Raw genomic sequence first — 12906 nt, 5'->3', positions numbered from 1 at the left:
TCATCCGCAACGTAAAATGCTAGGCCGCAGAAATACCGTTTGCAGGATCGTTATGTTTACCATTAGCCGCATTGAGACCATTACGCAGGAGATTAAGAAGAGCCGCTTTCTGGGTATTGCCGCCCCTGTTGCGAATGAACAAGCGGCGAAAGATTTTCTGGCTGAACATTCCGATCTTTCCGCCAACCATAATTGCTGGGCATGGCGCATTGGGCAGAACTATCGTTTCAGCGACGATGGCGAACCGAGTGGCACGGCGGGTAAGCCCATTCTACAAGCCATTGATGGTCAGCAGCTTGATAATATTGTGGTGGTCGTCACACGCTGGTTCGGCGGCATTCTGCTAGGCAGTGGCGGATTGATGCGCGCCTATGGCGGCACGGCGGCAATGTGTTTGCGGCAAGCCGAAAAGACCGAGGTGATCCCCGTTATTGGCTTTGCGCTCGCCTGCGATTTTTCAGATCATATGTTGTTAAAAGCGCGTCTGACGGCGGTTGAACACGTGATGATTGCTCATGAAAATTTCACAGCAACGGGCGTTGAAATGGTTGGCGCGATGCCGCTCGCTATTCAAAGTGAGCTGGCACAACTCGTAACTGATCTCACGCGCGGTAAGACAATCATCAAGTTTGATGAGTAATCAGGAAAGCTGCGACTTGCGCAATGCTTCCGCTGAGTAATGCTTGCGCTTATCGGCATACATCAGAAGATCAGCGCGCTTGGCAACCGTTTCCAGTTTTTCGCCCGGCATGCTGGTAGCCGCGCCCATCGAAAGCTCAATCTTAAGGTGCGAGTAATATTGATTGTTGATGTCGATCAGCCGACGAATATCTTCCATGACCGCATCCGCGCCGCGTTCATCGATATAAGGCAGAACGACCGCAAACTCATCACCGCCGATGCGCGCTGCGTGACCGGGCAGCTTGACGGCTTCATTCAGAACTTCGCCGATCCGGCGCAGCAAGCCGTCGCCGCTGGCATGACCAAGCTGATCATTGGCAGTTTTGAGGCCATTGAGATCAATGATGATGATCGATACCGGCTCATGATTTTTGCGCTCAAGCCGGTTGAGTTCATCAACATAGAAGGCGCGGTTATGCAACTTGGTCAGAACATCGTGTTTGCCGAGATATTCGAGATAGGCTTCGGCCTTTTTGCGGGCTGTAATGTCCGCAAGGGCAACCTGTACCAGTGACCAATCGGTTTCATGGCCCGGAAGAACTGAGAACTGCAACAGTAAATGTCGTTCTGTGCCATCAAGTGCATAATTGACGACTTCACGACGCTGAAAATAGACTCCATTCCAGAGATCAATCAGCTGTTCGCGGAAATTCGTCTCCATGTCATCTTTGAAGACATGGGGCAGGTTTTTAAGAAGTGTCTCTTTGTCGGGTGCCGCGAATAAATCCAGCGTTTCGCGGTTTATGTCGAGAACGCGAATTTCGCTCATGCACTGGCGTACAAATTCTGGATGCACATCGGTAAAGACGCGGAAATCTTCAATTCCACGCTCGCGAATGTCATCCATCAATTGCTTGATGCGGCTGAAATCTTCAACCCAAAGCGAAACAGGTGAATGCTCGAAAAGGCCTTCGGCATGCTGTTTGTGCTTGCTCTGCTCGCGCCGCGCTTCTTCGCGTGCTGTCACATCTTCAATGGATAAAAGAACACGATCCCATGTTTCTTCATGACCCGGGAGAACCACGCCTTTGAGCTGAATGTCGAGGCGCTTGCCATTGAGCGAATAATTGATGGTATCGCTGTTAAACGCGTTATCGCCATTCCAGAGCTGAACCATTTCTTCGATATGTGGATCAAGCATGTCGTCGCGGAAAACGCGTTCCAGATTTTCAACCAGATGATTGATGTCCTGCGCTTCATAAAGCGATAGAGTTTTGCGATTAACCTTGAGAACACGGATGTGGCTTGTGCAGATGCGCAAGCGGCTTGTGTCTTCTTTGAGAAATGCCCTTAAATCCGTAACGCCAAGCTTCCGCCACTGTTCGAATTGCTCGCGCAAGCCGCTGTAATCTTCGAGCCAAAGAGAAATAGGTGCGAGTTCGAAGACATTGGCACCATCAGTCAATGCGAATTCCATATTCATGATCAGGCTCTCAGACCGAAGCGAAACGGTAGCCGGTGTGTATCGGATGCCACACCGAAAATGCCTTATATGATGGAGAATAATAATTAACCAGTGTTTATATAGCCGAAGGTTTATTAACCAAAATTATAAGGGGTTAGGGAATAATCAGATTGGTAGAGACATCTGACCCGATAACAATTATCGATTGTATGGGGAATTTTTATAATTCATTTGTTTTCTCGTCCTATGAACTGCCGATAAAAGCGGACGAGATTTGCCTTGCGGGCATGCACTACGGGGATCAGTTAATATGGATGAACGGCTCAAAAGCCATGAAGTGCCTTTGGCCGTTGATCTGGACGGAACGCTAATCGCGACTGACCTGCTGTGGGAAAGCATCTTCGTTCTGCTCAAACGAAATCCGCTATATTTGCTTTTGCTCCCTGTCTGGTTGTTATCCGGCAAAGCCAATTTGAAACAGCAGATTGCAAACCGTATTACGTTTGATGTTTCGCTACTGCCATACCGGCAGGATTTTCTTGATTATCTTCGGCATCAACATGCAAGCGGGCGCAGACTTGTGCTTGCAACGGCGGCTGCGAAACCTTTGGCACAGTCGGTCGCACAAGAGCTGGGGTTTTTTGAAGCGGTTTTTGCGACTTCAGGTGCGACCAACTTGTCTTCGCATCGCAAAGCAAAAGCGCTGACCGATCACTATGGGGCAAAAGGCTTTGATTATGCCGGTAATGACCGTGCTGATCTTGCCGTTTTTGCAGCAGCGCGTGAAGTAATCGTTGTCGCACCTGACCGTGCCGCATCCCGGTTTCAAAAAGCCAATGATAGCCAATTTTTTGCAAAGCCTGTGACTGGCATAAAGCCATATCTTAAGATGCTACGCGTGCATCAATGGCTTAAAAACCTGCTGGTTTTTGTCCCTGCTATTCTGGCACATACCATCTTTCTTGCTGAAGACTTCATTGCCTCCATCCTAGCTTTCGTCGCGTTTTCTGCAGCTGCTTCCGCAATCTATATCATCAACGATATCATTGATTTGCCGCTCGATAGACAGCATGCAAGAAAGCGGCTGCGCCCCTTTGCCAGTGGTGCGCTTAGTATTCCTTTTGGCTTGAAAGTTTCATTTCTGCTGCTCGTGATTACTGCGGTAACGTGCTTCTTTTTACCCTTAGCGTTCAGTCTGGTCATCGGCACTTACCTTATTGCCACGACAGCCTATTCGCTTGTTTTGAAACGCGCACTTCTTGTGGATGTTATTTGCCTTGCGGCACTTTATGCGCTCCGACTTTTGGGCGGTACTGCGGCGACAGAAATTCCACAGTCATTCTGGCTGATGGCTTTCGCCATGTTCTTCTTTCTGTCACTTGCGCTGGTCAAGCGCTATGTCGAGCTACAAAACTCGACGGCGACGGAAAAAGACCGCATTGCCGGGCGTGGATATAGACCTGAAGACATTGATATTGTCGGGCAAAGTGGCGTAGCTTCCGGCTTTACAGCCGTCGTGGTTTTGGCGCTTTACATTAATAGCGCAGCCGTTCAGCAGCTTTATACCTACCCGTGGCTGATCTGGCCGCTTGTTCCGATCGTGCTCTATATCATCATCCGCGTGTGGATTTTGGCGCATCGCAAGGAAATGGATGACGATCCAGTGGTGTTTCTTGCAAATGATTGGCGCAGTCAGGTTGTAATCGCCATCGGCACCATCCTGCTATTTGTCGCCGGAATGCGATGATGGAACAGTCTTTCGACAGCTTTGGACGCATTGATCGCCACAATCGCAACGCGATTGCGTTCGATGATGTATTTTCCAAACTGGAAGGCCCAGAAACGCTGCTGGCTTTCGGCAATGGACGCTCTTATGGCGATAGCTGTCATAATGATGCGGGTTTGCTTGTGCCGATGCGGGCGCACAATCGCATTGTCAGTTTTGACCCGCATACCGGAATACTGGAAGCGGAATCTGGCGCGCTGTTGAGCGAAATTATTCAGGCGGTTGCCAGATACGGCTACTTTCTGCCGGTAACGCCCGGCACGCGTTTTGTGACGCTTGGCGGCGCAATTGCCAATGACGTCCACGGTAAGAACCACCATTTGCGCGGAACGTTTGGAAGCCACGTCGAGAGCCTGGAGCTGCTTCGTTCTGATGGTGTGCATTACGTCTGCTCAAGCGCTGAAAATGCGGAGCTCTTCGCGTCAACGATTGGCGGCATGGGCCTGACAGGGCTTATCCTCAATGCGCGCATCCGTCTGATGCCAGTCGGGTCGTTGGATGTCGAAGAACGCATCACGCCGTTTAAAAGCCTGTCTGAGTATTTCGCGATTGCGGAAAACGCCGACCGCCACAATGAATATGCGGTGGCTTGGGTGGATCAATTGGCAACTGGTCGCTCGGAAGGGCGGGGTGTGTTGCTAACCGGCAATCACGCGATCAATGGCAACCGTAGCGTGAACAGCGGCGAGGCGCGGCTCGGCGTCCCGTTCGATCTGCCATTTTCGATGCTCAATAAGCTGAGCCTTACGGCCTTCAACACTCTCTATTTTCATGCAAAACGCCGTAAGCAGGAGCCGCATCTGACAGGCTTTTCGGGCTTCTTCTATCCGCTGGATGGTTTGCGCAATTGGAACCGCTTCTATGGCCCAGCCGGACTATATCAGCATCAGAGCGTGATACCTTTTGAGGCAGCGGAAAAGACCATCCCGGCAATGCTGGCAGCAAGTCGTGATGCCGGACAGTCCTCTTTCCTGACAGTTCTCAAGCGCTTCGGCGATCTGCATTCTCCGGGGCTGCTATCATTTCCAAAGCCCGGTTATACGCTGACGATGGATTTTCCCAATCGCGGGCGCAAGACGCTTGATCTGCTGGATCAGCTCGACAAAATGACCGTTGAGGCAGGCGGGCGCGTTAATCCCTATAAGGATCAGCGCATGAGTGCTGAAACATTCAAGGCAGGCTTTCCAGAGTGGCAGCAGCTAGAAGACATGCGCGATGCGCAGTTCTGCTCCGATTTCTGGCGGCGTACCGCATTAAAAAATTAAACCACGGGACAGACGATGAAATATATCCCATTCATTCTCTTTACGGTCATGACCAATGCGGCAGCACAGCTGCTGCTCAAATATGGCATGATGACGTTCAGTAATGCCAGCTATACAGCGGATACGCTGATTTACCGGGTATTTCAGATTGTGTTTAACCCGTGGGTTTTCGCTGGTTTGACCATGTTCGTGATTTCCATGGCATCACATATGTATGTGCTCTCAAAAGTCGATTTGTCTTTTGCCTATCCTTTTTTGAGCCTCGCCTATGTCGCTGTGGCAGTTTTCGCATGGCTTTTGTTCAAGGAGGAACTGGGCGCCTACAAGATTGCGGGCATCGCCTTCATTTGCATTGGAACAGTGCTGATCGCGCAGAGCGGCAAGACGCCGAATGCCGAACAGAACGCGGCGGTTCAAGACCGTTCAGCATCATAAATTTAAGGTTGGGGCAGGATTATGAGACATATTATTTTCGGTGGCGATGGCTTTGTGGGGCGTTATCTGGCTCCATTGCTTCTCGCTGACGGGCATGAAGTGATCGTCGCAGACATCGTGAAAAGCGATCTCGCGCATTATGCGCAAGCGACTTTCGTGCATACGGATGTGACTGACCCGGAAGCAATCCGCAAGCTTGGGCTTCGCGCCGATGATATGGTCTATAATCTCTCGGCCAAGATGCTTTCGCCGCTTCAAGTGCGGGCCAAGCGTCACGATTTCTTCTTTCCGGTCAACTATTACGGCACGGAAAACATTATCAAGGCAATGGACGAGGCTGGTGCAAAGCGCCTCGTGCATTTCACCACCGACATGGTTTATGGCCACACGTATGTCTGGCCACAGAAGGAAGATCACCCATGCAATCCGCTGGGCGAATATGGCCTGTCGAAGCTCAAGACCGAGGAATTGGCCGCAGAATGGCGCAAGAAAGGGATGAACATTTCGCTGTTCCGTCCGCGCCTGATCATCGGACCTGGACGTCTTGGCATTCTGGAAAAGCTGTTCAAGCTGATCGATAACAATCTGCCGGTGCCGATGATCGGCTCTGGCAAAAATCCTTATCAGTTTATTTCCGTGTTCGACTGTGCCTCTGCTTGCTATGCCGCTTTCAAAGCAGGCGTGCCGAACGAGGTTTATAATCTCGGCTCGCTTAATCCGCCGCCGGTGCGCAAATTGCTCGGCGATCTGGTCAAGCACGCAGGCTCGAAATCCATTCTGGTGCCGACACCAGCCTGGGCGGTTAAGCGCACGCTGGATTTCCTCGACTGGCTCAACAAGCCTTTGATGGACCCGGAGCAATATCTGATTGCCGATGAAATGTGCGTTCTCGATGTGTCGAAAGGCGAGCGGGAACTCGGCTGGGTACCGCAATATCGCGATGAAGACATGCTGATCGCAGCCTATAGCGAATATCACAAAAAGCTTGCATCGAAGGCAGCGTGAGGACAGGCCATGACCAATCAAGTAATAACAAATACCACGCCCAAGCCGAAGCTTTTGACGGTTGAAGACGCCAAGGCGCTTGACCTGCCACGGATGACGGAGCTTTTCACTGGGCACCTTAATCCGGGGCAGCTGCATTTCATGAAGCTGCTCGGCTTTCACAAGGTGAAAATCGAGCGTGCCGAAGGCATGTATTATTACGATCAGAACGGTCGCAAGATTCTCGATTTCTTCGGTGGTTTTGGTTCGCTGGCACTTGGCCATAATCACCCGCGTATTCTTGAAGCACGCCGTAAATTTCAGGAAGAAATGCGGCACGAAATCGCGATTGCATTCATGTCTCAATATGCGGCGGCCCTTGCCTATGACATTGCAGCCTGCTCGCCGGGCGATCTTGATATGGTGTTCTTGGGCTCGTCCGGTTCGGAAGCCATGGAAGCTGCGATCAAGGTTGCAGAACGTGCCGCTGGGCCGAAGAAGCCAAAGATCGTCTATGCCGAAAATTCTTTCCACGGCAAAACCAAGGGTGTGCTGTCGATCACCGATGGCGGGCTTTATCGTGGTGAGTTCAAGCTGGTCGACAATACGGTGCGCGTACCGTTCGGCGATATTGAGTCAATCGAAAACGCGTTCCGCGCGGATCCTGAAATTGGTGTCATCGTGCTTGAAACGGTTCAGGGCGGCGGCGGCATCATTCAGGCTGATACCGCATTCTGGCAGAAGCTGCGCCAGCTCTGTGATCAGTATGGTGTGATCTGGGTCGCCGACGAAGTGCAGTGCGGCTTTGGCCGTACCGGAAAGTTCTATGCCTTTGAACATTACGGCGTCATTCCGGATGTTACTGCCCTTGCGAAGTCGCTGGGCGGCGGCAAGACAGCTATGGCTGCAATGATTGCCAAGCGCGACGTCTATATGAAAGCCTATGGTACGCCGAAGACGGCGATGATCCATGCAATGGCGACTTTCGGCGGCATTGGTGAAGCCTGTATCACCTCGATTGAAACGATCAATGTGCTTTACGATGAACATCTCATCGATAACTCGGCGGAAACCGGCGATTATCTGCTGGAGCGTCTGAATGAGCTGCACGCACGCTACCCGAAACTTATTAAGGATGTACGCGGCAAGGGCATGATGGTTGGGCTGGAGTTCCATGACTTCTCCAACGCGATGCCAATGGTACTTCGTCCTGTGCTGGCTATGCTTGATGACAAGCTGAAAGGCTCGTTGCCGGGCTTTATCGGCAGTCATCTGCTGCGTGATCACGGCGTGTTGGTGGCTTTCACCGAGTATAATCGCAACGTGATCCGCCTTGAGCCACCGCTGATTTGCGGACGCGCGCATGTTGATGAGTTCATCACAGCGCTTGATGAAATTCTCGGACGCGGCATTGTTGGCATCGTCAAAGACTTCGTGAAAGCTCAGATCAAGTAAAGCGAAAAAGCCGGGTGATTTCATCCGGCTTTTATTTTTGCAGAATACCGGGGCGTAGCAGCAAATCCCAGCAGGGGTCCAGCGCAACCACATCGCGATTTTTCAGTGCATCGGCATAGATTTCCTGCAAGGCAAGCCGGGATGTCGTCATCGGGCATTTAGGTCGTAAGATACCATCAGTTGCTTCAATTGCAGCTTTGGTTTCAGGCGACATGGCGGGAACAGTTCGGAACGGATCAGCGCCGATCTGGATTTTACGGGTCGCATTCCGATCAAGTAACCAAGGAAACGGATCGGTGAAGTCGAGCGCCATCAGCGTATCCAGATGCAGGCCGGATTTCGTCTCAAACTGTTTAAATGCTTTAACGGCTTCGTCAGCTGAGATGAGCCAATACATTTGATAATCAAGCTCGGAATAAAGCCGCCAGCTTGGCAGCTGTCCTTGCCTTGCAAGGGCCTCATAAGGCGCGGGGTACTTGGCATAATGCTCGGGCAGCAGTTTTGCGCGAGTCATAATGTCAGGCCGGGCCGAAACCTGGCGCATGTTTTTCAGCTCGGTCACAGGCGGTTGCACATAGGTTGGTGCCACAGCAATCGCCCGCAAAGTTCGATGCGTTACTTTGCTAAAAGTTGGAATAACGCAGAAAGCTGCGAGCACCACGAAAGCGATTTTGGCTTTGCCTTCGACATGTTTGATACGATCGTAGATCATCAGCAAAACGGGCCAGATAAAAATAAATTCCTGACTGCCAGTGTTTTGTGTTTCTACAGCAATACCGCCGAACAAGATGACCGCAATCCATACGGAACTACGGTCGAAAAAGCGGTCAGGACCTATGCTGTGTGTGGTTTCGATCCATAGCAGAACCACAACAAGAATTGCAGTTGGCAGAATAACGTCCAATGTGCCGGAAACAACCGTCAGGAAACGCGACAGCAATCCGTCTTCGTTCAATAAAAGAAGCTGCCAAATGTCTGCAATATAGGCCGAAATCATGTGGCCATTTAATTCGAGTGCCACGAGGGCCAATACCGCAAGAGTTGTTGAAACCAGAACGCTTTTAAGTGAGATGCGCCCGGCCAGAATTGCAGTCAGACCCAAAAGACCACCAACAACAAATCCGGTGATTTTTGTTAGAAACAGCGCAAGCATAATAACGGCACAAAAGGCTGCGAGTTTGCGGCCATCTGCAATAAACATCAGTCCGCATGTCAGCACATAAAGTAGCAGCGATACCTGACGATTATAGATGCCGAAGCCATCGAGCCCTGGATACGATGTGTAAGTCTGCACGTTGGCGGGAAAGATTGCAAAAACAAGGAACGGAATGAGAAGTGCGAATGTCAGCGTTCTGCTTTTTCTATTAACTTCCAGAAGAGCGACCATCATCAACGGGGCCGCCACTACGAGCAAAGACCATTGCGCAAGCAACAAAGACTGGGCGTTTGGAAAAAGCTTCATGCCCCATGCGAAAAGATAATATCCAAGTGGTCCGACAGGCGTTGAAAAGTCGACCGATGGTATTTGGCCGGTACTAATACGATGCGCCGCGTCCAGATAGAGATAGGTGTCCCAATACATCGGTCCAATTGGGACAGTTAGCTTGATGCTTAATAGACCTAGCAGCGCTAAAAGCACCACAAGCATCCACCAGACTGGTTGGCCCGGGAAGCGGGATTTCGCAGAGTTTACGTCTGGCAATCTGGATGCTGAAATTTTCAAACGTTCCCCCGTCCGGCATAATTTGTCCGAGCTATACAGTTCTATCCCGTATATGTTTAAAATCTGCAAAACATATCTTGCGCTTGAAATTTCCCGCAATATGGTGCGCGCTTAACCGTTAGGCTGGAGTTGTGTTTTGCAGAGCGTCGATGTTTTAGTGATAGGCGCTGGCGCTGCTGGCATGATGTGCGCGATTGAGGCGGCAAAACGCGGTCGTTCGGTGCTGGTTTTGGATCACGCCAAAAAGCCGGGCGATAAGATACGTATCTCCGGTGGTGGACGCTGTAACTTCACCAATATCCATGCAAGCCCAAAAAATTTCCTATCGCAGAATCCGCATTTTTGCATTTCTGCCTTGAGCCGCTACACGCAACGCGATTTCATAAAGCTGGTAGAGCGATACGGTATTGCCTATCATGAAAAGACGCTTGGGCAATTGTTTTGCGATGGTTCGGCAACACAGATCATCGATATGTTGCTTGATGAAATGCATCACTACGGCGCTCGCTTGCAGCTCGAGACATCAATCGAAAATGTTGAAAAAGGCGAACACGGTTATGTTGTGCGCCATTCCAGTGGAACAGTCGCGGCAAAATCGTTGGTCATCGCGACAGGTGGGAAGTCCATTCCCAAAATGGGAGCGACAGGCTTCGGTTATGATATAGCCAAGCGGTTCAATTTGCGTCTGGTTGAGACGCGACCCGGTCTTGTGCCGCTGACTTTTGAACCCAATTTGCTTGAGCGGCTCAAACCTCTCGCTGGTGTTGCGGTCGATGCCGTTGTTGCTTGCAAGAAGACGAAATTTACGGAAGCGATGCTTTTTACGCATCGTGGTATTAGCGGCCCCTCTATTCTCCAGATTTCGTCTTACTGGAGAGAAGGCGATGAGATTGTCATCTCCATGCTGCCAAAAGCCGATCTGTTTGAACTATTGCGGGAGCAGCGGTCAAAAAATGGCAAACAAGCTCTGCAAACTGCTCTTTCCTATTTTATTCCAAAGAAATTGGCACAACTCATTGCCGCTGATTTTCCTGCGAGCAATTTGGCGGACTGTTCGGATGCCGTGTTGCGGCGCGCGGCTGCGGCAGTCAATGAATGGCATGTAAAGCCTGCGGGCTCGGAAGGTTATCGGACAGCGGAAGTGACGCTGGGTGGTGTTGATACGCGTGATCTTGATTCCAAAACCATGGAAGCAAGAGCTATGCCGGGTCTCTATTTCATCGGAGAGGTGGTCGATGTCACAGGGTGGCTTGGTGGTTACAATTTCCAGTGGGCATGGTCATCGGGTTGGTGTGCAGGGCAGGTTGCATAACACTGTGTCGTCGCGTCGCGCCTGACCGAATTCACTTATTCCTTTGTGGCTATATCTATGTCACCTAAAGTATTGGTGTAGGATGGAGGTTCGTCCGAATGCCGCAAAGAAATTCCCCCCTGGCGCCGTTCCAATATGGAACTTTTCGCGCTCTCTGGTCTGCAACGCTGTTTTCAAACCTTGGCGGTCTTGTGCAGACAGTTGGCGCAGGCTGGATGATGGCAACCATTGCGCACTCTGACGACATGGTCGCACTGGTTCAGGCGTCCACAACTCTACCAGTAATGTTTTTCTCGGTCGCAGCCGGTGCGCTTGCCGATAATTTTGATCGCCGCCGTATCATGTTGACCGCGCAAATCATGCTGTTGGTCGTTTCTGTTGCGCTTGCAACCTTTGCCTATTTGGGCATGTTAACGCCATGGATGCTGCTGGGCTTTACCTTTCTCATCGGCTGTGGCGGTGCACTGCACAATCCTTCATGGCAAGCCTCAATGGGGGATATTGTTCCACGAACCGATCTTCCTGCGGCTGTTGCATTAAACTCCATGAGCTTTAATCTCATGCGCAGCATTGGCCCTGCTATTGGTGGTGCAATTGTTGCGGCAGCGGGTGCTGCCTTTGCCTTTATCTTCAATGCTTTCAGCTATATTGCGCTTATATTGGCACTCTGGCGTTGGCAGCCACAGCTTGCCAAATCGACCTTGCCACGTGAAGCCTTTGGCCCGGCAATGGTGGCTGGACTGCGCTATGTTTCGATGTCGCCAAACCTCTTGAAAGTGATGTTTCGCGGCTTTCTGTTTGGCTTGTCGGCGATTGTTATTCTGGCACTTTTGCCGCTCGTTGCGCGCGATCTGGTCAAGGGTACTGCGCTGACATACGGTATTATGCTTGGCTTTTTTGGGGTTGGTGCGATTGGCGGTGCTTTGTTGAGCGCACGCCTGCGTGAATTGCTCGGCAATGAATGGCTCGTGCGCGGGGCGTTCGTTGCTTTTGCAGTGAGTTGTGCTTTGCTCTCGGTAAGCCGAAGCATCTGGATGAGCTGTATTTTTTTGCTTCCAGCGGGGCTTTCCTGGGTGCTTGCTTTGTCTCTGTTCAACGTGACGGTGCAGCTATCAACACCACGCTGGGTGGTCGGGCGCGCGCTTGCGATGTATCAGACCGCAACCTTCGGCGGAATGGCGGCAGGCAGCTGGCTATGGGGTTCGGTTGCTGATGAATTTGGCGTCCCCTATGCTTTGCTTGTGGCATCTTGTGTCTTGCTGTTTGGTGCACTGGTTGGGCTCCTCTTACCGCAGCCGGATTTTGAATCTCTCAATCTCGACCCGTTGAATCGCTTTAGCGAGCCTGAGTTACGACTTGATCTTCGTTCGCGCAGTGGTCCGATCATGATTATGGTCGATTATAAAATAGCGCAGGCCGATGTCCCCGCATTCCTCGCAGCCATGGCATTGAGACGGCGCATCCGTATTCGTGATGGTGCGCGACAATGGGCGCTGCTACGTGATCTGGAAAACCCTGAGACGTGGACAGAGAGCTATCATGTGCCGACGTGGGTTGAATATGTGCGTCATAATCAGCGCCGTACGCAGTCGGATGCCGAAGTGTCAGAGCGTCTACTCGCCCTTCACAAGGGTGCCACACCTCCTTTGGTGCACCGTATGATTGAGCGACAAACTGTAACTATGCATGATGATATGCCGCTTAAGGTGCATCCTGATTTGACATAAGCCGGATTTCCCGCCGGTTAGATTTTCTGAAATATGATGCGCTTGCTGGTTTGAAAAAATTGAGGATATTGCCGCCGTAAAAAAGCCGTCTTGATTTCATGTCTGGCGGAAACGGGCCTGAAAAGCCAACCTC

At 51.2% G+C, this 12906-nt stretch carries 10 protein-coding genes; 8 read left to right on the top strand and 2 right to left on the bottom strand.

From position 1 onward, the window contains the following. Positions 1-52: 52 nt before the first annotated feature. Positions 53-640, top strand: coding sequence for an IMPACT family protein (locus J2782_RS17495; RefSeq protein ID WP_310014891.1), 588 nt, complete (start codon positions 53-55; stop codon positions 638-640). Here J2782_RS17495 and J2782_RS17490 read toward each other — a convergent pair whose 3' ends face one another. Then, positions 641-2104 (bottom strand): sensor domain-containing diguanylate cyclase, encoded by a 1464-nt coding sequence (locus J2782_RS17490; RefSeq protein ID WP_310014890.1) that lies wholly within the window; start codon positions 2102-2104, stop codon positions 641-643. 292 nt (positions 2105-2396) lie between these two features. Between J2782_RS17490 and J2782_RS17485 the strand changes: the two genes are divergently transcribed. Genes J2782_RS17485 through J2782_RS17465 form a run of 5 tightly spaced genes read left to right on the top strand, consistent with a single transcriptional unit; the run spans position 2397 to position 8011 of the window. Beyond that, positions 2397-3833, top strand: coding sequence for a UbiA family prenyltransferase (locus tag J2782_RS17485; protein WP_310014889.1), 1437 nt, complete (start codon positions 2397-2399; stop codon positions 3831-3833). Then, positions 3833-5137, top strand: a complete 1305-nt coding sequence (locus J2782_RS17480; RefSeq protein WP_310015159.1) for an FAD-binding oxidoreductase — start codon at positions 3833-3835, stop codon at positions 5135-5137. The genes J2782_RS17485 and J2782_RS17480 overlap by 1 nt, the downstream gene beginning before the upstream one ends. A 15-nt stretch (positions 5138-5152) precedes the next feature. Then, positions 5153-5572 (top strand): EamA family transporter, encoded by a 420-nt coding sequence (locus J2782_RS17475; RefSeq protein WP_310014888.1) that lies wholly within the window; start codon positions 5153-5155, stop codon positions 5570-5572. 21 nt (positions 5573-5593) lie between these two features. After that, a complete protein-coding gene (locus J2782_RS17470) occupies positions 5594-6577 on the top strand; it encodes an NAD-dependent epimerase/dehydratase family protein (RefSeq protein ID WP_310014887.1) in 984 nt (327 codons plus the stop codon). 9 nt (positions 6578-6586) lie between these two features. Continuing rightward, a complete protein-coding gene (locus J2782_RS17465; protein WP_310014886.1) occupies positions 6587-8011 on the top strand; it encodes an aspartate aminotransferase family protein in 1425 nt (474 codons plus the stop codon). Between the two features lie 31 nt (positions 8012-8042). On the opposite strand, the gene J2782_RS17460 is transcribed toward J2782_RS17465, so the two are convergent. Then, the gene (locus tag J2782_RS17460; RefSeq protein ID WP_404989671.1) at positions 8043-9728 is read right to left on the bottom strand and encodes a hypothetical protein; all 1686 of its coding nucleotides are present in this window, start codon (positions 9726-9728) and stop codon (positions 8043-8045) included. 142 nt (positions 9729-9870) lie between these two features. Between J2782_RS17460 and J2782_RS17455 the strand changes: the two genes are divergently transcribed. Continuing rightward, entirely contained in the window at positions 9871-11046 is a 1176-nt protein-coding gene (locus J2782_RS17455) for a BaiN/RdsA family NAD(P)/FAD-dependent oxidoreductase (RefSeq protein ID WP_310014885.1), read from the top strand. A gap of 98 nt (positions 11047-11144) precedes the next feature. After that, positions 11145-12773 (top strand): MFS transporter, encoded by a 1629-nt coding sequence (locus J2782_RS17450; protein WP_310014882.1) that lies wholly within the window; start codon positions 11145-11147, stop codon positions 12771-12773. The last annotated feature ends 133 nt before the right edge of the window (positions 12774-12906 follow it).

This window comes from Brucella pseudogrignonensis (assembly GCF_031454375.1).
In the GTDB taxonomy this organism is placed as follows: domain Bacteria; phylum Pseudomonadota; class Alphaproteobacteria; order Rhizobiales; family Rhizobiaceae; genus Brucella; species Brucella pseudogrignonensis_A.
The sequence above is the reverse complement of the archived record's forward strand: the minus strand, read 5'-3'. Positions and strand labels throughout refer to the sequence as shown.